The sequence below is a fragment of the Vibrio sp. S457-15 genome, from assembly GCF_000960545.1.
GTDB lineage: Bacteria > Pseudomonadota > Gammaproteobacteria > Enterobacterales > Vibrionaceae > Vibrio > Vibrio parahaemolyticus.
On the sequence record NZ_JYOQ01000005.1, the window covers coordinates 49,548 to 71,039 of the forward strand.

A 21,492-nucleotide genomic window follows, 5' to 3' on the forward strand; every position below is an offset into this window, starting at 1 on the left:
CCGAGGTTCACTCATTAGGCTGCTGGATTCAAGTGTGATTTTTTCGGGCTATCAGTACGAACTTCAGAGAAATCATGACTGAAGTGGTCTACTTGAATAGCTTTGTAACGAAGTTGGTCAGCAGCAGTGATCTTTTCAACCTCTTGCTCTGTCAACACACCAGCTTCAAGTGCTTGCTGTAAGCGATCTTGCAGAAGACCTTTACGAGCCACTTTGCCATCTTTCGCTGCTTTCATTAGCTTACGCTCCAATGGTTTGACGTCGTACATGGCTAGGAAGGCATTTTCCATCAAACCTACGCTATCATTTTCGGATTTTCCGATGTAACACAAGTGGGTTAAACGGTCACGCTGCACGCCTGGGGTCATCATGGCTTCAGCAATGCTGACACTTAACTCATCACTTGGTTTGTCGAAGTGATTCCCTAGTGGGAATAACAAGCCTTTCAACACGCCACCAACATATTTCACTGGGAAGTTTGCGTACGCTTCGTTCAGCGATTTAGCTGCGTTGTACAAACAGTATTGGACAGCGTAATGCACGAAGTTTAAGTCGCCTTGCTGACGCCCTTCATCTTCGTATTTTTTCAACGTCGCGGATGCCATGTACAGGTAGCTCAAACCATCACCCAAACGTGCAGAAATCATCTCTTTACGCTTCAAGTCACCACCTAACGTCAACATGGCAAAATCGGCGCTTACCGCTAACGCTCGGCTCAGACGGGTGATGTCTTTGTAGTAGCGTTGAGTTGGACCGCTCATATTCGCTTTCACAAAGCGCGAGCCTGTTAGTGCTGCACCTAGCGCACCAAACGTATTCCCCATCGCATGACCAATATGTTTGAACAATAGAGAATCAAATTCTTTAGCACCCTGCTCTGAGTCTGGGTTCGCCGCCGCTTCCATCTCTTTAAGCACATATGGATGACAACGGGTCGCACCTTGACCAAAGATCATCAAGTTACGCGTTAGGATATTTGCACCTTCAACTGTAATCGCAACAGGAATACCCAAGTAGTGTTTCGCAAGATAGTTCATTGGACCATCTTGAATCGCACGACCTGCGTGAATATCGAACGAGTCGTTCAAAATCGTACGTGCAATTTCAGTCATGTGGTATTTGGCAATAGCCGTAACAATGCCAGGTTTCTCTTTCATATCGAGAGAGGTAGTCGTCAACGTACGCGTTGCTTCCAAAAGGTAAGTCAGACCGCCAATACGGCCCATCGCTTCTGCTACCCCTTCGAACTTACCGATAGACATACCAAACTGCTTACGTACGTATGCATAAGCGCCAGTGGTTCTGGTTGTCAGGTGGCCGATTGCAGTACCAAGTGCTGGCAGTGAAATACCGCGGCCAGCAGACAAACACTCAACCAACATACGCCAGCCTTTGCCCGCGTAATCTGAGCCACCGATGAGCCAATCCATTGGAATGAAAACATCTTCACCACGAGTCGGACCATTCATGAAAGCAGAACCAAGTGGATCGTGACGCTCACCAATTTCAACGCCGTCATGGTCAGCAGGAATGAGCGCACAAGTAATGCCTACGTCTTTCTTATCGCCGAGTAAACCGTCTGGGTCCTGCAGCTTGAAAGCTAGACCAAGAACAGTCGCAACAGGTGCAAGTGTGATGTAACGCTTGTTCCAGCTAACTCGAACACCAAGCACCTCTTCGCCATCGTGCATGCCGTAACACACCACACCCTGGTCAGGAATGCCGCCCGCATCTGAACCTGCTTCCGGTCCAGTCAAAGCAAAACAAGGAATGTCCGTACCATCAGCAAGACGTGGTAACCAGTAATCTTTTTGCTCCTGAGTGCCGTAGTGAGAAAGAAGCTCACCTGGACCCAACGAGTTAGGAACCATTACCGATACCGCAACACTAATACTGCGCGTTGCAATACGAGACACAATCGTTGAGTTTGCCAATGCAGAAAACTCACGGCCACCGTACTCTTTCGAGATAATCAGTGAGAAGAAACGTTCTTTGCGCAAGTATTCCCACACCTCCGGTGGCAAATCACGATCTTCTTTCACGATTTTTTGATCGTCTAACATGTCTAAGAGCGTTTCAAGTTCATTATCCATAAACGCTTGCTCTTCAGCAGTTAACGTCGGCGCTGGGTAATGGTGTAGCGTCGTAAAGTTTGGCTTGCCAGAAAACAACTCGGCATCCCACCATACACTACCGGCTTCCATCGCTTCTTTTTCTGTACTCGACAGCGGAGGAAGAACTTTCTTAAACACTTTAAATGCTGGGTCACTAATCCATTTTCTTCGTAGAGAGCTCATAGTTCAGATCCTTTTGTTCACGTCACCGCTTGCGGCTAATCCTTATTATTGGTTTCACTTTTTACTTGTCGTTATCGAGCGACTATTTCGCCGACATACCAGCGGACAAGTAAGGAATCAGTAAATCGACGACAGATTTCACATCGATTTCTTTTTCAAATTTGCTTTCTGCCAGCTCGGTCAAAGCTTGACTTGAGGCCATCGTAAATACACACGTTCCCAACGTGAAATGTAATCGCCAAAACAACAACTCTTCCGTCAACTCTGGGTTTGCTTTCATGATAGAGAAAGTAAACAAATTCAATACTTCTGAGTATCGAGTGCTGATAAACCAACGCAAATGACCTTGTACATCGGTGTAACCTCGACCAATCAACAACATAAATAGTGCTGTACCATTTGGTCTAACATCATTAAGTGTACGCAGCGGTAAACGTAATGATTCAAACACTTCGTCCATGTTGTAGCTTTCACGGGTATTCAACTCAATGAGAGACGCCTTTATGCTCGGCATCAGTGCTTCAAGGTACCGGTCTAATACCGCGCGCACTAACGTCTTTTTGTCACCAAAGTGATAATTCACCGATGCAAGATTTACATTTGCTTTGCCTGTAATGGTTCTTAGCGACGTATCATTGAAACCATATTCAGCAAAAAGTCCTTCTGCGACATCGAGTATTTTTTCTTTTGTTGTGCTTCTCGGGGCCATTTTAATCACTCGTATTAAACAACTGTTTGAAAATATACTCTCGAAACTTTAGATTAACAAATGATTAACATCACATTTCCAGACATTGGTCGGACCACGAAGTAGATAAGCCACTTAAAAGAATGAATTTGAAACGAATAAATTTAGTGCAAAATTTTTTGAAAAAAAATGGAACTGTTCTGAAATAGCTCGGTCTGAATAGATGTAACAACTAGGGCATTTAAAGTTTCACTGGCCGTCAAACTTGTTTCAATCTAATTGTTACGTTGCTGCTTTTTTCTTATTAACTCCTATGTTTGTATCCGCCCAGTCAACTTTTCGGCTGGGCTTTTTTTCGCCTGTCGATCAGGCTTTATCTAACGCTCTTCAAAAACAAAAAGCCTCCCAAGTGGGAGGCTTTGAGTTACAAATCAGTTAAATACGAAGTTAGTCTTGTGCTTTCTTTGGTAATGAGAAATGCAGTAGAGCGTAACCAAGTACCGCCGCAGTAGTTGAGCCCATCAAAATACCTAATCGAGCGTATGTATCAAACTCAGGGCTTACATTACCGAACGCCAGTGAAGAGATAAAGATCGACATCGTAAAGCCAATACCACACAACACTGATACCGCGAAGATATGCTTGAAGTTTATACCCTCTGGTAGCTTCGCAACGCCCAGTTTCACAGCTGCCCAGCTAAAGCTAAAGATGCCTAGAGGTTTACCAATCAATAGACCTAGTGCAATACCTAGAGGCAGCATTGAAGTTAGGCCAGACATCGATACGCCTTCTAGCGAGATACCTGCGTTCGCAAACGCAAACAGAGGAAGAATACCAAATGCGACATAAGGGTGAAGAGCATGCTCCATGTGTTTCAGTGGAGAGTGTTCGCCCTGCTTTCCTTTCAGCGGAATCGCGAAACCGATCACTACACCTGCCAATGTTGCGTGAACACCAGACTTAAGTACAGCAAACCACAGAATCGCACCTACAATCATGTACGGTGTTAGCTTGGTGACTTCTTTCGCGTTCAGCATGAACAGTACACCTGTCATTACGAAGCCGACAAGCAATGCCATTGAAGAAAGATCACCGGTGTAGAACAGAGCAATGATGACTACAACACCTAAGTCGTCAATGATCGCAAGAGCCAACAAAAATACTTTTAGACTCACTGGTACGCGCTTACCAAGTAACGCCATGATACCCAGAGCAAATGCAATGTCTGTCGCCGCAGGAATTGCCCAACCAGAGATCGCTTCAGGGTCATTTGCATTAAAAGCAACGTAAATAAGTGCCGGAGCCAACATACCACCGACCGCAGCAATTGCAGGGAAGATGGCAGTTTCTTTCGATTTTAACGCGCCTTCAAGCAGCTCGCGCTTTACTTCAAGGCCAATAAGTAGAAAGAACACAGCCATCAGGCCGTCGTTGATCCAGTGAGAAACAGACATACCAAATACATAAGTATGCAGTAGAGATTGATAAGTTTCGCCCAGTGGTGAGTTTGCAATGGTCATCGCAATTGCCGCTGCAATCACGAGAAGAATACCACCTGCGGATTCCATTTTGAAAAAGTCACGGATGACATCGTTCATGGTTTCGTCCTTATATTTATTATCTTAATAAACGATTAACAAAGAATGATAAGAGTGTATAGCTGCAGAAAATTTTAGAATAATCGCTTGTTCAGAGTATAAACTTCGATTTTTCCGAGGTTATCTTCACTACTCATCGTATTTTTCAACAAACTAACAAACTATTGAGGCGAAGTAAGCCTTCTCGCCTCCTCTTATCTATCCAGTTATTAACCAAGATCGTTATTAAAGTAGCATAAGATGATGTCTCACTTCACGGTAAGTCTGTGATTTTTTAGACAGAACTAACGTGCTTCAGACACAAAAAAACCACTTTGCTAAGTGGCTTTCGATAGATTTTAGTAGCCGGTGAGCTGCATAAAGCCCCACGCCTCGTTGGAGCCAGAAGCCAAGATGGGACCTTCCCAATAAGGGATAACAAATGGCAACCACATATCGGATTTTATGATACGAGTCGTCAAATTAATTTTGTGTTCAGGTACATTGATGATCCATTGCAACGGTAAACGTCTGCCATTCGACAGGCTTGTTACCTGCATTGGCGTAATCGAGACCTCTTTCTCTGATAGATTGACCACTTTTCCCGAACGGGTCGATAGCGTACCGAAAATATGAGGCGTCTGACCGTGGTGACGGTAACGGCTAACCGTTAACGCACGTCCATCATCAAAGTTAAAGACAAACCAATCCCAACCTTGTTGGCCTTGGCCGATTAAGCCACTGCCCCATTCTTTTTGCGTCCAGGCTGAGCCTGTTACGGGGATGAGGCGGCCATTTAAGTTCAATGTACCTTTTACATTAAGAAACGGTGCGCTAAAGCTAAACGACGCCACAGATTGCAGTGCATGTTTAACTTGAAAGCCTTTGTCTCCATTTACCACAAACGGCCCGCTTGTCATGGTATTCAGTTCGAGTCCGAATGTGTCCGTTGTAACATTGAGGTTGCCTGGAAATGGTGTAGAGCCTAATGAGCGCCAAGTCCAGTTATCTATCCATAAACGGAATGGTCGGTTTGTCATGCCAGCTTGACCAATACCACCGCGTGCAACACGCTGTTCTTTCCACACATGCGAACCATGGCTCACGACAACATGTGAAATGTACAGTTGCGGGTTTTGCCAACCGCTGGTTTCTCGTTCATCGGTGGCGACGCGAAAATAGCTCCACTGCACGTTGTAAGTACGACCTTGCTTATCTTGCAGCTTCGCAAAGTAGTTCCACCATTCATGTTGATATTCAGGATGGAAGCGAAAGTCTGAAGGCAATGAGACATGCTCGTCCGGTAAAACGGGCTCAAAAATGGTTTTATTTTCTCGCGTCAGTACCGAATTGATTTCGTTTTCTTGGGTAGCAGTAGGCTCTAGCCAAAACGTTGAATACAACGTCGCTCCAGTCAACATGGCAAAAACAACTACGATCAGCATCGAAGCAAAAACGCGTTTTTTAGAGTTTTGTTTTTCCACTACAACGCATCCCTCAACGACTTCATTGGCGTACTCTTAATCATTCGAATTACGGGTAACGCCCCGGCGATCATAATCGCGAGCATTGCCCAAGCGATAGTTTGTGCATATTCCCAAGGAATGGTTTGCAGTTCGAGTGACCAACCAAAAGATTGTTTAATAATGATATCAACAATTAGGTGGGCCAAGGCCAATCCTAACGGTACTGCTATAATCGCAGAAATGGCACCAAAGGCGAACAGTTGCAAGCCCCCCAAGGCAACCAACTCTTTGCCAGAAACACCCATGCATCTCAGCAGCGAGAAGTGTCTTTGACGAGAGAGTTCTCCTGCTAGGGTTGCAAAGAAAAGACCAAATACAGCAATGATAAGAGTAATGTTGCCTAACGTGCCAGCGATGGCGAACGTGTGATCAAATACTCTCATGGCTTGAGTGTAGATATTGCTGTTGTCGAATACGCGGTCTTGTGGCAATCGGAAGACATTTTCTAAACGATTCTTCAACCCTTCTCCATTCACGCTGTCTTTCAGCAATACGCCTAACCCTACGTTGCCCGTTCCGGCAAACGCATAAAGCCAGTTTCGGTGTGACATCATCACTTGGTTGTATGGGTTGCCATAATCGTAGTACACACCCACGACTTGCCAACCTTCACCCAGTGGTGCTTGCAGATCAATGTAATCGCCCGGACGAATATCCAGTTTGAGAGCCATAGATTCACTGACCATCAAGCTCTTAGTTTGATGCAGCTGATACCAGTAGTTTGGAACACCGAGCTTAACCGTTAACGAATCTAGCTCCCCTTCAGAAGGGCCTGTGCTGACCACTTGCAAAGCGCCATGCTCGGTAGGAACATCTTTTTCCCAGCGCCACCAAACCGATTCAACTTCTGGCTGATCTTGTAACCATGCGCTCATTCGCCCAGCCGAGTTGTTTGTTGGATAAATATAGATATCTGCGGCCAAGCGTTGGCTTAACCATTTGTCAGTGGTGTCTCTAAAGCTACCCACCATGGTCTCAACACCAATATTCGCAGCGAGTGCTAACATAAACGCCATCGTTGCGACACCACGATAGCTCATACTTGCCGCCGCATCAGCAAAGAACCAACGCACACGAACCCAGCGTAACGTGTATGAGAAGCTTTGGAACATGTGCCACATCAAAAATGGCATGAATAGAGCCACACTCACCAACATCAATGCGATAATGGCAAAACCCGTCTCTTGCGTTTTAGGTGCTTGGTAAACCGCAACCGCGGCTACACAGAAAGCACATGCCGCCAATGCTTGCCAAGAAAACTCTCTTCCTGCAAAGCGCATTAACGATAAACGCGAAGACAAACGGATTGGTTGCGATTTCAACAATCGAATCAGTGGCCACAAACAGGAAATCAGAGCGCCCATTGCCGACATAATCAAACTGTATAAACTCGACTGCCACGACCAACCGATAGTAAGGCCAACGTTGGCGTCATATAGATCGCTCAAACTGGAAGATACTGCAGGGATCAACTCGTTCGCCAACATGAGTCCAAAGAAGTTACCGCAAGCCCAAGCGACCAAAACGAGTATCGAGAGCTCAAGTAATAACGCTTGCGCCAATTGGGCTCCATTCACACCGGTTTGACGCAAAATGCCGACTAATCTCTGACGCTGAATAAAAGATAGTGACATCGCTTGATAGAAGATAAAAAGTCCAACCAAAAACGACAACATCCCCATCGCGGTGAGGTTCATGTGGAATGCTTTGGTCAAAGATTCAAGCTCAGTACGAGTGTTTCGAACCAAAGTCATGCCATTTGGCAGTATGTTTTTTAATGCGATCAATTTTTCTTCTGGCATCTCGCCACATGAAATCGCTGAAAGACCCGAGCTTCGCTTCAACATTCTTAATAAAGAAATGTCGGTAACTAAACGTGTACCTGATAAGAGCTTGTTTTGATCCACTTGAACAGGGCCAAGACGGCTGCCGTCATTCAACTCAATAAAGTCGCCGTCTTGCCAGTTCATGTAAGACGCCAAATCTTGACTGATCAAGATCGGATACGGCGGCTTCATCAAGGAGAGAACAGGCATCTCATTAAGTGACTTGCCGTGCTGAAGAGGGATCATTGCGACAGGATCGATGCCGACGAGCATCAAGTTCATGTCCGTTTTGGCATCCAGATGAAGGACGTCAAAAGGCGCGCATTGATTGAAACCAGCGCGGCGCAACTGAATGTAAAATCCTTGAGGAATTTTATTTGCAGAATGTTTGGTACGAATTCGGTAAGGAAGTGGGTTTGAGAAAAGCTTCTCACCTGTTTCGTAACTCTGCTTCGCATGTTGGTTGATAGAAGTAACACCAACGAGAAGCGAAACACCAAGCGTTAAGCCTAACCAGACGAGAATAATTTGCAGTGGGTAACGACGGTAATGACCGAGTAGTGCCTTAACTACGGGCCATAACATGCAGTTGCCCTCCTTGAAGACGAATTTTCCCTTCCATGTGTGCCGCAACTTTCTCACTGTGCGTCACTAATAACAAGGTACAGTCCAATTGGCGTGCAAGACTGGTCAGCAAACGCATTACCGCTTCCGCATTTCGCTCATCCAAACTTCCCGTTGGTTCATCGGCAAGCAGAATTTTGGGTTCCATGTACAACGCGCGCGCAATCGCAGCACGTTGTTGCTGGCCACCCGACACTTCTTCTGGATAGCGTCCTAATAAAGGCATGAGATCCAGAGCCGAAAGAATTTGACGCCAGAGACCTTTATCTTCCGGTAACCCTTTTAGTTGACGGCAAAAACGGATGTTATCGGCGATGTTCAAAGTAGGAAGGAGGTTGAATTGTTGGAAAATGTTACCAATATTGTTGCGGCGGTAGAGCGTTCTTAAGTGTTCTGGAGCATCATGCATCGCAAAATTTGGAAACTGAACCTCGCCTGAATCAGCGGTATCTAAACCAGCAATGACGTTTAGCAACGTACTTTTACCAGAACCACTTTCCCCCATCAGAGCGACTTGCTCACCTTGCTGTAATGTTAATTCTGCCCCTTGTAGCACAGGATGAAACTCTCCCCCGTCTACATAGCCTTTACATAGGTCTGACAGTTTTAACATTGATTTTGCCGCTCAAATGGTGTTTAAAAATTGGGATCAGAATCTACACTAAAATCCTGTTAGTAGGAAGTATTTTGAATGCTTGATCACACTATGAGAGTACAAATGCAACTCGATTCACTTTCCATAACAGATTTTGTTGACGTTATAAGCAGATTTTTGCAGCAATTTTTCTAGCTATAGCAAGCAAAAAACTTGAAACGGCTGCAAAATGTGAAATATAAGCAAACTATGAACGAGATTTATTAGAAACTTCAACCAACTTCAATATCGCTACTTTTCAATTAAGTTTTTCATCCACTTTTTGCTCTTTATTCGAGGCAAACAGATACACCACTTCACTACCTCTTCAGTGAAGAAAAGTAGATACACCCACTGTGGCTCCCACCCCAAATATATCGCTGCAAACGCAGCGAGCGGAATACCGATTATCCATTGAGCAAACACATCTTGATACAGGCAGAATTTCACATCTCCACCAGCACGAAGAACCCCCACAATGACCATCATAGGCACTGAGCGCAATATGACGCCAAGTGCCAGAATCACCATGAACTGCTCTGCCAAATGACGAGTCTCGGCGCTCAATGCACTGAACGCATCGAGTATGAGCTGATTGGTGAAAAATAGAAGTACCGCAACACCGAAAGCAATCAGAACATTCAAGATTACCGTCGCCCAAGCTTGGTAATACACTGGTTCAAAGTTTTTCGCGCCGAGTTGGTTACCCACTAAAACCGCAGCCGCGTTCGATAGGCCAATCATCATAGCGAGAGCAATCGACTCAACGGGTGTCATCACCGACAACGCTGCCAAACCTTGCACGCCTGCTTGTCCCATGATCGCGTGGTAAGCAAACAGCCCTCCAGCCCAAGCGAGAAAGTTGAACGTCGTGGGTAAAGATAAGCTAAGAAAACGAGTGATTTTGTCCAACACTAAGCTGGCACGAATATCGCCCCAACCAAAGGCGATAATGTGTTTTTTCAACCACAAATAACCAAATAAGCAACCAACTTCAATGGCTCCACTGATCACCGTTGCAATTGCTGCACCGGTAATACCAAGGGCAGGAAAGCCTAGGTGACCGAAAATCAACACCCAGTTTAAAAACACGTTAGAGAGAATACCGATGCCGCTAAAGAAAGTACTCAACCCTGGTTGATGCATAGCACGTAATCCCACCGCCATACTGGCAACACACGCCACTGCGAACATACTGGCTGATGAAATTACCAAGTAGCTTGACCCAAGCTCAATCACCTCTTGGGAATCCGTGGTCAAGCCCATGATTGGCTGCGGGAAAAAGACGAATAAACAAACGGCCAGCGCGGCAAACACCATCGCAATCATCCAAGTCAGCGACGTACTTTGTCTTACGCCAATTTTGTCTCCCGCTCCCCAGTACTGCGCGGTCAGTAATGCACCACCCGTCGTCACCCCAACTAACATGATGGTAGTAACAAACGTCGCGCGCGCCGCTACCCCAACAGCGGCTATTTCAGCCTCACCAAGTTGGCCGAGCATAAGCACATCGACGAGGCTTCGGCTAGAAAACATCATGCTTTGCAGTGTAATTGGTAGCGCGATCGCGAATAAGCGACGTAAGAATGCTTTATCTGCATGTATTGAGAGTTGAGAGAGAAAAGTCACAAGCGCTCCAACGACAACTTATTGATAGAATGGGGAAAGTGTCTCATGATTATACTCTGTGGTGTTTATTCCACCAACGATTAAAAGGACAGATAATGAAAAAGGTGTTGGTGCTAGGCGCCTCGGGTTACATTGGTTCTCAACTTCTTCCGTTACTCTTAGAAAAAGGTTACGCCGTCACGGCCGCGGCGCGACATATCGATTATTTGGAGTCAAGGACTCGGCCCCATCCTAATTTAACGTTGCGATATCTGGACCTAGCCGACGCAGAAGCCACGCTCGCTGTGGTGAACGATTTTGACTTGGTATTTTTCCTAGTACACGGAATGGCACAAGGCGATGACTTTGTTGAGTACGAGCTAAACCTTGCTTTGAACTTTAAATACGCATTGGAGCAAAGCAGTGTCAAACATGTCATTTATTTAAGTGCCATCCAACCGCAAACCGGAAACTCGCGCCATTTAGCCGCACGCAAAGCAACGGGCAAAATTATCCGACAGTCTGGCGTTCCAGTAACTGAATTGCGTGCAGGCGTCATCATTGGCCCCGGCTCCGCGGCTTTCGAGATCATGCGAGATTTTGTCTACAACTTACCTATTTTGATCGCGCCTAAATGGGTCGACTCAAAAGCCAACCCTATTGCCCTACCCAACCTCAATCACTATTTATTGCAGTTGGCCGAAGCATCACCCCCAGAAGAAAGCCAAATTTATGAAGTTGGTGGGCCAGATACACTCAGCTACCGCGAGCAGTTTAAAGTCATTTGCCGAATCACCAACAAGCCTTATCGGCTGTGGTCGACACCGTTGCTTACCCCCAAAATGGCATCGTATTGGCTCGGCTTGGTCACCTCTGTACCAGCAAACATCGGCAAAGCATTACTCGCGGGGTTAGAGCATGACTACATTGCCGATTCAAAAGCGATTGAAGCACGATTTCCGCAAACGCTGATCAGCTACGAGCAAGCAGTATCCGATACCATCCAAGATGAAGGCACGTTTGTGCGCAGTAATGTTTGGGGCTTTGAGCCAGCGGCACTTCGTCGATGGCAACCGGGGTATGGCTACTACCCTAAACAAGCCGGTGCGAGCATAAAAACTCAAGCCTCCGCTGCGGCATTATGGAAAGTGGCTCAAAAAATCGGGAGTCGTGAAAAAGGCTATTACTTTGCCAACATTTTGTGGCGCACACGTGAATGGCTCGACATCTTTTTTGGTGGCGGGAAACCGATTCGCGTTTCTCCTCCGGGGCCGGAGCTCAAAGTCGGCGATTATATAGACTCTTGGAAAGTGATTCGCTGCGAGGAAAATCAGTTCCTCTCCCTGTTTTTTGGGATGAAAGGCCCAGGGCTTGGACGTTTAGAAATTACCATCAAAGACCATGGTGATGAACGAGAACTGGATATCACCGCTTGGTGGCACCCACAGGGATTTCTCGGGCTGCTTTACTGGTTTGCCATGATGCCAGCCCATCTATTCATATTCAAAGGCATGGTCAAAGCCATCGCGAAAGAAGCCGAAAGTATCAGTATTACTCCTCAGGAGGAACAGTCTCTGGAGAATCTAGAGAAATAGGCAGGTGATGAGCAATCCCCGCATGGCAATCAATGCACGATTGCTCTCGACTTTCCATCATCTGATGTCGACGCGCAACGGTTCGTCCTTGCGCTTCGAAATCCATCTTGTCAACGGAATGGCAATATCGACACTGTTTTGATTTATTCTCGATAAACTGCTGTGTGACTTCAGCAGCCAACCTCGGGCGATGCTCCGCCTCGAAGTTCTCAAGTGTAATGTCACCAGTCAGTTTGTGATAGATGTCGGCTGTAGCGCCTATTTTCAACGCGATTTTAGCAAAAAACTCCCTAGGGACATGGCAATCACTGCACGTAGCGGCAACCACACCCTGAGCATTTTTGAAGTGTGGGGATGCTTGGTACTCCTCAACTATCGTATCCATCCCAATATGGCAACTGTAACAAAACTCGTTGCTATTGGTGTAATCCATACCAAAGTGAAAAACACTGATTGCCGCACCACCAAGGATAAACGCCAATAAGCCACCAATTGGTATGCCGAGCATCCATTTTCTGTTTGGTTTACGCCATAAACTCATTGGTGTTCATCCCAAAGCAGCGCTAGCGGTAACTCGCATAGTATTCTACGAGCGCGTTTAAATCATCGGAACTAAGTCCTTTGAACGCCTCATCCATTTTTTTATCAACGGAGCGTTTGCCTTGCTTAAACTGTTGCAACGTAGTGGCGAGATAGCCCTTCTGCTGACCAGCTAAAATCGAAGCTTCATCCAGAGCGTTACTGCCACCATCCGAATGACAGTTCTCGCAGCTTTTCGCGTGGATAGCCTTACCTTTCATCGCTAACGCTTGATCAAAAGACTGCTTAGCAGGCACAAACTCAAGCCCAGCATAATGTTTTGCTAACTCTTCAATCTGCGCTTCAGATAAAGATTTGACTATCGTCACCATGTCGCCTTTTTGGCTCGTGTCTCCGTATACGTGATTAACCGAAGCTGAGGGTCTGCCTTCAAGGTAACGCAACATCTGGTCGAAAAAGTTGAACTCGGGAATCCCTGCGATGGTCGGAATATTCGTTTCTGAGCTAACACCGTTTGGCCCATGACAAGCTTCACATTCATGTTGTGAAATTAGCTCACTTGGTGACGCTAAACTGTGGGAGACCAAAACTGAGCTAATGGCTAACATCGAGGAAAATTTTAGAGATAATTTAATTAGTTGGTGCATATTAGACTGACTCCGTAGTAATTATCTTTGTTAATCAAAACCAGACAGCGAATAAACGATAAGAAAATCACTTTATAAACGCGACTTAAAACCAACGATATCCAAGATAAAAATATTAAGCCGTCAACCATTTAAAGTAGCGTAGTTCAATACCCTTACTTTTTCTGCACCGACCTCTTCAAGAACAACAAACTTCAATGCAAACAATTGATTTAAAAACACAATAATTTAAAACCCAAAATTCACGCGTAGAAAAAGCGGTTTATTTTAATAATATTTCATATTGCGTCTATACTCTTACAAGCCATGTATTTCGATTTATTCAAGCGATGTAAATATGGATATTTTGCTTTTGGCTTGAATACAAAATTAATATTTCAATCAATTGTTTATTGAAATATTTAACCATTCCAACGCATTCCCACTTACTTTAGGACGAATCGAGAGGGACTATGAACGGTTTAAAGTCGATCGCTACATTAATATTTTTTATTTTACTGCTCACCGGATGTGGTCCAGACAGCAAAAACGATCAAAATACACCACCACCTGCACTTGGTGATTTCGAGGTCAGTGTTTCCGAGCCATCATTGGTCACTCAAGAAACCGGAGAAACCAAACTGGTGGTCGATTTTACCGTCAAAGACGGCAGTGGCAGATCTCATGAGCTAGACGAAACGAAAGATTTTCGCATCGCACTTCTTAAAGCAATGCCCTCTCGTGTCGATACACAAAATTCGAGCGATCCAGCCTTTGCCTTCAATGGGCGTCATGGCAATACCTATTGGAAGAGTTTCCATCACTCAAGTAACACCGCAAATAACCGTGCCAGCATGGAGAGTGTTTGGGATGGAACACTCGTAAAAACAGACGGGGGATATCGCTACACGTTTGCCATTCCTGACGTTTTGAAAGTGCCCGATCCTTATACTGCCGACTCTTCTAGCAACAATGGTTTTATCGCTTGGGATGCGGATAAACTCCACCGAATCGTCATGGCGTATGGCGAGCAAGGCAATGGTTTTACCTACGTGTTTGAATGGGTGCCGCAAGAAAGTTCAGATACGGCTGTCTCCCGCAATGTGATTGAAACAGGTACCTGTGAAAACTGTCATATGGGCGAACCGCTTCATCATGGACCCGGCTATCGCTCAATTGATAACAACATTGCCGTTTGTACCGCTTGCCACAATGACAGTAATCCTGGCGCTGCGCCAGCCAGACGCCCTCTCGCTGCCGTTGTTCATCAATACCACGGTAATGTTTTCAAATTAGGTAGCGACAGAAATAACACCGATACTTACAAACAGCCTGTCGACGACAATGACATGCTCGTTACCGACATCAATGGTTTAGTCATTGAAGGCAACCCTTTCCCGCAAGATGCCCGCAACTGTACAACCTGCCATTCAACCGATGTCGCGAAAGCATCAGACGCCAACAATTGGTTTGAACACCCAAGCCAAGTTGCCTGTGAGACTTGTCACTTGTACCGAGACAGAGGCGCGCATGATAACCAAGTCGGTACGGCTTGGGTAAGAAACGGCGAGCCACAAAACTCCTGCTCGGGCTGTCACCGACCTTATGACCGAGACGACAATGGCGATCCAATCATCGGCCAAGACGCAAGCCAAAGTGCTAAAACGGTTCACGTAATGCGTTTAGAGAATCTTGCAAAAGCGCGTGATTCGCTTGAAATCAACGTTGAAAGCGCGCGATTTATTGATGACCAGTTTGAGGTTGAACTAAGAGTGTCGAAAGCGGGCACAGGTATTGGATCCATCAACGAACTGACCCCTTTCATTAATGAACATGGGCACCTCAATTTGTTGCTGAACTGGGATAACGGCCAAGGCCCGATGGTCGCAAACAACAGTCTCAACGTCGCCGATGATGGCGCACTTGGTGACGGCTGTGAGGCTCAAGGAGAAGGCCTATTCTTGTGTCATAAAGACTTCACTGACGCTGTGATCAAGCCAACCTCCAACTCTACGTTGACGGTTAACATCGCCGACATGCCACTTTGCGCCAACCGTAGAGATGGCGAGCTCGCCGAATGCGTCACGTTTGAAGGCATCGATCTTATCAAATCGCCTTTCGTCATTGCCGCCAATAACGCATCCGGCTCGTTTGATTTGTCTGGTATCAACAAGCAACACAAACTGCCAGTGGGCGCGGACATTTCATCGTGTAACGATTGTCACAAAGAGCTGACTATCCATAAGCTTGGTGAGCATCCACATGCCGCCACCGACTTCCAACAATGTAAAAATTGCCATAACTCTGAACGTTCTGCGTTTTATCCTGGAATGGCGGCTGATCTAAAGTACCACGTGCACTCATTCCACACCTTTGGCTCCGCTCATAGCGGTGAAGCTTCTTTCCCTGGCGCAGTCAACAACTGTGAGGCCTGCCATACCAATGCTCAATACAACTTACCTAGCCAACAAAATACGCGCCCTTCTCTGGCAAGTGGTAAGTACTTTAGTCCTGCGTTAGTCGCCTGTGGCGCGTGTCACCTAGAGTCATCTTTAGCTAATGCTGACCCGGATACCGTGGCAGGAGATGCGCCTCTGAACCATATGCTGAATCACGGCGCGGTATTTGGAGCAGACACAGCAGCACAAGCAACGGGCTCCGAACAATGTGCAACTTGCCATGCTATTGGTCAGTCACAAGGGGTAGATAAGGTTCACAAGGTATACGACTACCGTTGAATTCGTCATTGAACACAATGCTTTGACAATTAAGGACAAGAAAAGGAAGAGCTATGAAAGCAATGTTTCTGCGGTGGTTGGTAGCTGGGATACTTGGGTTAGGCGTCATCTTCACCGTCAGTTCGGAAGATGTCGCCAAGCCAGAACCCGAAGCGGCAACGTTAACTCAAAAAGAAATTGAAACCATATTAGACACCAAGTTTTCCGAGGGTAAATATTCACGCCGCGGACCAGATGGCTGCCTTCGTTGCCATGACGATACATCAGATAAACCTGCAACGGGTATTTTCGATAACATTCATGGCAAGTCCGCAAACCTGCATGGGCCAATGAATGATAAACAGTGTGAAGCATGCCATGGCCCAGTAAACAATCACGAGCGCAATCCACGAAAAGGACAAGTTCGTGAACCGATGATCACTTTTGGGCCAAACTCCCCTGTTCCGGCCGAAAAGCAAAACAGCGTGTGTTTATCTTGTCACCAAGATGCGAAACGCTCGACTTGGCATAGTAGCGAGCACGCTTTTGAAGGGCTGTCTTGTGCAAGCTGTCACCAACTGCATCAAAAAGACGATCCGATGATGGTTGCCGAAATGCAAGCAGACAAATGCACCGATTGTCACTCCCGCACCAAATCGGATATCCACAAACGCAGTCGTCATCCTATCATTGACGGCGTCATGACTTGTTCTAGCTGCCACAATCCACATCAGACATTAAATGAAGCGAGCCTGAACTGGTCAACCGTCAATAACGCTTGTTACGAGTGTCATGCGGAAAAACGCGGCCCATTCTTATGGGAGCATGAGCCGGTAACTGAAGATTGCACATCCTGCCACACACCTCATGGTTCAGTGAACAAAGCCCTGCTCAATAAACGGCTGCCAATGCTATGTCAGGAATGTCACCGTGTGCCACATGCAAACGTAGCCATTCCTGAAAACGACTTGAGAGTGCGTGGCGGAAGTTGTTTAAACTGCCACAATCAAGTGCATGGCTCTAACCACCCACGTGGTCAAACATTAAGTTATTAGGAGGGAAGCATGAAACTATCTCAACTGTGCATCGCTATTTCCCTTGCTTTTGCTGTGCAAGCGCACGCCAACGATTATTCGTTACAACGTTCTCAACCAGCCGACACTAGCCGCTGGCAGTGCAGTGAATGCAGCAGCGACGGCACATGGAGTGGAGAAGTCAGCGCGGGCGTCGGTTACCTTAACAACGACGGTTCCTCTCGATTCTATAATTGGAATCCGCCCGTTTACGGTACAAACTCTGACAATAAACACTTTAACGCTAGCCTAAACGCCGATATCGAACAATATGAAGACGAGGGATTCTACAATCGAATCGTCGTCGAAGATCTTGGTTTGCAACGCTTCTTACTGCAGTGGGAAATGGGCCAGTACGACGGATTACGTATCCTCGGCAGTTACAGTGAAACTCCGTATTTCTGGAATCAGTCCTCACTCAGTGCGTATCATCCAAGAGAAGATGCACTCGTTAGTGGTGACCTATCGAAATATGAAAACTCAGTGACGCGAGAGACGTTTAAGTTAGAACTCAAGTACACACCACATACGCCATGGAAGCCATATGCCTCCATGAAGCACGAACGTAAAGAAGGCACAACGTCGCGCTATTCATCGACCATTCCGGGTTACGCCAACGCGCCGGGATTCATACCCAAAGCCGTCGATCATGAAACCTTAAATACTCAAGTAGGAGTGAGCTACATTGAAGATTTGTGGCTGGTGGATATTGCGTATCGCGGCTCGTTTTTCCGCAATGACAAGTCCGCACTCTATTACGGCGGCATTACCAACCCTTACGCCAACCACATCGCGTATGAGCCTGACAACGACTTTCACCAGTTTGTTGTCACGGGGAATTATCGGTTGAATCAACAAACGTTCAGTGGCCGCTTACTTTGGTCACAAACGTCTTCTGAAGGCGGGTTAAATCCGTTTCCGCAGTCCCCCGTTAACTCCAATACATTCCATGGCGAAACCAACACTTGGCAAATGAGCGCGGATTACCACAACAAGCTTTCGCGAGACACAGCTTTCGCCATTTCTGCGGACTATTCAGACAAAGACGATAACTCCGATAGAAACACCATCATCGGCTCTACAAGAGAAAAATACGACCACACAAAAACCAAACTGGAAACAACGTTAACGCATCGTGTTGCGTCTGATGTGAAGGTGAATGCGGGTTATCACTTCAAACAAGACGAGCGAAGCTATGCCGACCGAAAACGTACCGATGAACAACGCGTTTTTGTTGGTGCTCAGTACAGACCAAACAGTCCGTGGCAATTAGGCGGTAAAGTCTCCTACTCTTTCCGCGATGGCTCTGATTGGCAGGACGACAGCAGCGACTCGCCTAATTTGCGCCAATACTATTTAGCCGACAAAGAGAGGATTGAGCTCCGTGGCGACGGCAGTTATGACATGACAGACGATGTCCAGCTACTTGCAGAACTTTGGTACGGAAATGATGACTATGCAAAACCTGATATTGGTTTAAGCGAAGGGGAAGATTACGGCTACGACCTCAGCCTCAACTTCAATTTACTCGACGGATTAAGCGGGCATGTTTTTTACAATCAACAGATCATCCGCTCCGAGCAACAACAAGCAAACTCTGACATTGTCGGCTGGAATCGCTACACCACCAAGCTCAAAGATGACATCACAACCATTGGTTTTGGTGTGAGTAAAGAGCGACTGCTGGACGACAAACTTTCTATCTCATTTGATTACAGCTACAGCCAAGCGGACAGTAAATCTTCAACCACATCTGGTGGTTATCAATATCCTGATAACGAGGCGAACTCGTATCGATTTGAAGTCATCGCTGACTATGAAGTATCTGAAAATCAAAACGTGCAGCTTAACCTTCGTTATGAAGACTACTCAGAAGAGGATTACTTGTTTAACAACGAAACCGGAACGATGGGCGACGTTTTGCAAAGCTATGAAGGTCTGTATGGCGGCGTCTATTGGAAATATCGCTTTTAAACACAGAGTGACGTAAAAAAGCATCAGACGTTTCAAGCGTCTGATGCTTTCGTATTTCAATTCTACTGCTGTGAGAAGTTGATTAAGCTTGGAAGCTCAAAGGAATCTCAGCCAATTGGTTACCTTCGTTTGCAGGGAAGATAAGGTACTCGCCGTGGTATTTCACCATCGATTTGTAGTCCGTCACTTTATGCACCATAAAGCCCGCTTGCGCTGCTTTCTCAACAAACTCAGCATGGTTGCCACGCACAAACCAGCTCATTGGTTTGACGAGCAACTCGCCGTCGAAGCAGCTTTCGCATTGGTCGGCACACAGTGCCAAAGAATTTTGGCCTTCCGTGAAGATTTGGATTTTGCCACAACCAACCAATTGTTCAGAGGTAGAAACCTCCCAACCCGCTTGCTCCATGACGTCCAAAAAAGCTTCGACGTCAGAGTCTTTGATCACTTTTGAATCTTCACCTTCAGGGAAGAATTGCGCGTAGAAAGCAGAAATACGTTTGAAGATAAACAACAAACCAGCGTCATTCCCCTTTGAACGACCCGCCTTTTGCCAACGAGTTAAGTCATCGCCGACCGTTCGACCAAAACGCTGAGATTTCAGAGCTTTTGTTACCCAACGAACAAGATAGTGGTTGTTCGCTACTGGCGCATTGGCCAACTTGCCAGAACGATGTTCCTGCTCCAGTTCATTCAGAGCAGAGTTAACCAAGTTTTGAATTTCTTTAGTGTAATTCGACATTACGCCTTTCTTCCTAAAGTCCAATAAAACAGTGCTGAAAGCACAGAACAAGCAAACATAACGATGATCATAGGCCACGCAACATTACCTGGTAGTGATGCCACCAGCGCGCCAACCAATGAGCCGATACCGAATCTTAACGTCCCCGCCAGAGACGATGCCGTACCCGCCATTGATGGGTAGCCACTTAAAAGCAGCGCCATCGCATTACTACCAATCGTCGACAATGTGCCGATAAACAGCACAACAAAAGGCACGATGCCCCACAATCCGAAGTCCATCAACCAACTTACGAACAGACCAATACCCGCCAAAAGTTGCACGAACAACCCAAAACGAAGCATGGCATGAGAGCCCACTTTTTTCACCAAACGACCGTTAATGCTGGTCATGATGATCATCGCCACAATGTTCAAACCGAATAAGTAACCAAATTGGTCAGGTCGAACACCGTATAAATCAATATAAACAAACGAACCCGCAGTTAGGAATGCAAACATCCCCGAAAACGAGAATGCACCAGACAACATCAAGCCCAACGCTTCAGAACTTGAACACAAACGGGCGTAGTTTTTTAATGTGGTGCGAAAACGCAGTGGTTGGCGGTTTTCTGGTTTTAGCGTCTCCGGAATTTTCCAGAACACCAGCAGAATGACAACCACAGCGAAAATGGCTAACACCCAAAAGATAGAGCGCCATCCAAACCAAATCGCAAGGTGACCGCCAATCATCGGCGCAACCAACGGGGCAATCGTGATAACTAATGTGACGAAAGACATTGCACGCGCAAAGTCTTCACGGTCAAACATGTCACGCACCACAGCTTGAATAATGACCGCCGCAGCCGCGCCAGCAAAACCTTGGGCGGTACGAACATAGGTTAACGCATCAATGCCGTTTGTGGTCGCACTCACCACTGCTGCTAATCCAAAGAAAAGCACACCCAAAATCAGTACAGGTCTGCGGCCAAAACTGTCGGCAAGCGGCCCATGAATTAACTGACCAATCGCAAAACCCGCCGTATAAGCCGTTAACGTAATTTGAACCGCACCAGGTGCAACGCCCAAATCTTTTGCGATGGTCGGCATTGCCGGTAGATACATGTCGATCGCCAATGGCGTTAGCGCGCCAATTGCACCGAGCACAAGAAACAGTAAAAAACTGATTTGAGATTGGGGAGCGCTTTGAGCTTTTTCTGTCATTCTTTTACCTCTAGTTGTGTCCTTGCCATCAGCCATTTCTTTGCAGAAACTAGCAAGGATGCTTCTCGTACCATTGAAAACAAAGCACAGTGCTTTGCTGATTCAATTTTCGAGGGTCATAAGGACGAATGTTTACCAAGGTGGCCTTGACGAGCTCGACATAGAAAAGCGCATGATAACGATGCATGTTCACCCGATAATTGCGCGCAATAAACCAAAGATGACAGCTTGATTGATTCACT

At 46.3% G+C, this 21,492-nt stretch carries 15 protein-coding genes; 4 read left to right on the forward strand and 11 right to left on the reverse strand.

Annotation, left to right across the window (positions count from 1 at the left end):
• Positions 1-14: 14 nt before the first annotated feature.
• The 7 genes from UF05_RS00500 to UF05_RS00530 form a co-directional block, all read right to left on the reverse strand.
• On the reverse strand, positions 15-2,297 hold the full coding sequence (locus UF05_RS00500) for an acyl-CoA dehydrogenase (RefSeq protein WP_025630910.1): 2,283 nt from the start codon (positions 2,295-2,297) through the stop codon (positions 15-17).
• 82 nt (positions 2,298-2,379) lie between these two features.
• Positions 2,380-3,006, reverse strand: a complete 627-nt coding sequence (locus UF05_RS00505) for a TetR/AcrR family transcriptional regulator (protein WP_005462382.1) — start codon at positions 3,004-3,006, stop codon at positions 2,380-2,382.
• A gap of 426 nt (positions 3,007-3,432) precedes the next feature.
• Positions 3,433-4,584, reverse strand: a complete 1,152-nt coding sequence (nhaA, locus tag UF05_RS00510; protein WP_005462393.1) for a Na+/H+ antiporter NhaA — start codon at positions 4,582-4,584, stop codon at positions 3,433-3,435.
• 338 nt (positions 4,585-4,922) lie between these two features.
• A complete protein-coding gene (locus tag UF05_RS00515) occupies positions 4,923-6,008 on the reverse strand; it encodes a lipocalin-like domain-containing protein (RefSeq protein ID WP_043041316.1) in 1,086 nt (361 codons plus the stop codon).
• Between the two features lie 38 nt (positions 6,009-6,046).
• A complete protein-coding gene (locus tag UF05_RS00520; RefSeq protein ID WP_025630908.1) occupies positions 6,047-8,500 on the reverse strand; it encodes an ABC transporter permease in 2,454 nt (817 codons plus the stop codon).
• Positions 8,481-9,152, reverse strand: coding sequence for an ABC transporter ATP-binding protein (locus tag UF05_RS00525; RefSeq protein ID WP_005462397.1), 672 nt, complete (start codon positions 9,150-9,152; stop codon positions 8,481-8,483). Before UF05_RS00525 ends, UF05_RS00520 begins: the two co-directional genes overlap by 20 nt.
• Positions 9,153-9,425: 273 nt before the next feature.
• Entirely contained in the window at positions 9,426-10,802 is a 1,377-nt protein-coding gene (locus UF05_RS00530; protein ID WP_045546110.1) for an MATE family efflux transporter, read from the reverse strand.
• Positions 10,803-10,897: 95 nt separating this feature from the next.
• Here UF05_RS00530 and UF05_RS00535 point away from each other — a divergent pair, with 95 nt between their 5' ends.
• Positions 10,898-12,376: a DUF2867 domain-containing protein gene (locus UF05_RS00535; protein ID WP_045546111.1), complete on the forward strand. Its 1,479-nt coding sequence runs from the start codon at positions 10,898-10,900 to the stop codon at positions 12,374-12,376.
• Here the strand turns inward: UF05_RS00535 and UF05_RS00540 are convergent.
• Together UF05_RS00540 and UF05_RS00545 are read right to left on the reverse strand one after the other, a co-directional pair.
• Complete coding sequence (locus UF05_RS00540) at positions 12,333-12,917, reverse strand: NapC/NirT family cytochrome c (protein ID WP_020840431.1); 585 nt, start codon at positions 12,915-12,917, stop codon at positions 12,333-12,335. The two genes, UF05_RS00535 and UF05_RS00540, sit on opposite strands and share 44 nt — an antisense overlap.
• Before the next feature lie 22 nt (positions 12,918-12,939).
• Positions 12,940-13,563: a c-type cytochrome gene (locus UF05_RS00545; protein ID WP_025630907.1), complete on the reverse strand. Its 624-nt coding sequence runs from the start codon at positions 13,561-13,563 to the stop codon at positions 12,940-12,942.
• A 452-nt stretch (positions 13,564-14,015) separates the two neighbouring features.
• Between UF05_RS00545 and UF05_RS00550 the strand changes: the two genes are divergently transcribed.
• The 3 genes from UF05_RS00550 to UF05_RS00560 are packed head-to-tail and all read left to right on the forward strand — an operon-like array spanning position 14,016 to position 19,306.
• Positions 14,016-16,280, forward strand: a complete 2,265-nt coding sequence (locus tag UF05_RS00550) for an OmcA/MtrC family decaheme c-type cytochrome (protein WP_045546112.1) — start codon at positions 14,016-14,018, stop codon at positions 16,278-16,280.
• Between the two features lie 53 nt (positions 16,281-16,333).
• Positions 16,334-17,314 carry a DmsE family decaheme c-type cytochrome gene (locus UF05_RS00555; RefSeq protein ID WP_045546113.1) on the forward strand — a complete coding sequence of 327 codons (981 nt, stop codon included), beginning with the start codon at positions 16,334-16,336 and terminating at the stop codon, positions 17,312-17,314.
• Between the two features lie 9 nt (positions 17,315-17,323).
• Positions 17,324-19,306, forward strand: coding sequence for an MtrB/PioB family decaheme-associated outer membrane protein (locus UF05_RS00560; protein ID WP_045546114.1), 1,983 nt, complete (start codon positions 17,324-17,326; stop codon positions 19,304-19,306).
• 82 nt (positions 19,307-19,388) lie between these two features.
• On the opposite strand, the gene UF05_RS00565 is transcribed toward UF05_RS00560, so the two are convergent.
• Both UF05_RS00565 and UF05_RS00570 read right to left on the reverse strand, forming a co-directional pair.
• Entirely contained in the window at positions 19,389-20,048 is a 660-nt protein-coding gene (locus UF05_RS00565; protein WP_005462414.1) for a DUF2913 family protein, read from the reverse strand.
• On the reverse strand, positions 20,048-21,250 hold the full coding sequence (locus tag UF05_RS00570; protein WP_005462380.1) for a Bcr/CflA family multidrug efflux MFS transporter: 1,203 nt from the start codon (positions 21,248-21,250) through the stop codon (positions 20,048-20,050). The genes UF05_RS00565 and UF05_RS00570 overlap by 1 nt, the downstream gene beginning before the upstream one ends.
• Positions 21,251-21,492: the final 242 nt, after the last annotated feature.

Bases quoted from the DNA above. Each gene is read 5' to 3' on its own strand.
- UF05_RS00500 (WP_025630910.1), bottom strand. From the start codon at position 2,297: ATGAGCTCTCTACGAAGAAAATGGATTAGTGACCCAGCATTTAAAGTG.
- UF05_RS00505 (WP_005462382.1), bottom strand. From the start codon at position 3,006: ATGGCCCCGAGAAGCACAACAAAAGAAAAAATACTCGATGTCGCAGAA.
- nhaA (WP_005462393.1), bottom strand. From the start codon at position 4,584: ATGAACGATGTCATCCGTGACTTTTTCAAAATGGAATCCGCAGGTGGT.
- UF05_RS00515 (WP_043041316.1), bottom strand. From the start codon at position 6,008: ATGCTGATCGTAGTTGTTTTTGCCATGTTGACTGGAGCGACGTTGTAT.
- UF05_RS00520 (WP_025630908.1), bottom strand. From the start codon at position 8,500: ATGTTATGGCCCGTAGTTAAGGCACTACTCGGTCATTACCGTCGTTAC.
- UF05_RS00525 (WP_005462397.1), bottom strand. From the start codon at position 9,152: ATGTTAAAACTGTCAGACCTATGTAAAGGCTATGTAGACGGGGGAGAG.
- UF05_RS00535 (WP_045546111.1), top strand. From the start codon at position 10,898: ATGAAAAAGGTGTTGGTGCTAGGCGCCTCGGGTTACATTGGTTCTCAA.
- UF05_RS00540 (WP_020840431.1), bottom strand. From the start codon at position 12,917: ATGAGTTTATGGCGTAAACCAAACAGAAAATGGATGCTCGGCATACCA.
- UF05_RS00545 (WP_025630907.1), bottom strand. From the start codon at position 13,563: ATGCACCAACTAATTAAATTATCTCTAAAATTTTCCTCGATGTTAGCC.
- UF05_RS00550 (WP_045546112.1), top strand. From the start codon at position 14,016: ATGAACGGTTTAAAGTCGATCGCTACATTAATATTTTTTATTTTACTG.
- UF05_RS00555 (WP_045546113.1), top strand. From the start codon at position 16,334: ATGAAAGCAATGTTTCTGCGGTGGTTGGTAGCTGGGATACTTGGGTTA.
- UF05_RS00560 (WP_045546114.1), top strand. From the start codon at position 17,324: ATGAAACTATCTCAACTGTGCATCGCTATTTCCCTTGCTTTTGCTGTG.
- UF05_RS00565 (WP_005462414.1), bottom strand. From the start codon at position 20,048: ATGTCGAATTACACTAAAGAAATTCAAAACTTGGTTAACTCTGCTCTG.
- UF05_RS00570 (WP_005462380.1), bottom strand. From the start codon at position 21,250: ATGACAGAAAAAGCTCAAAGCGCTCCCCAATCTCAAATCAGTTTTTTA.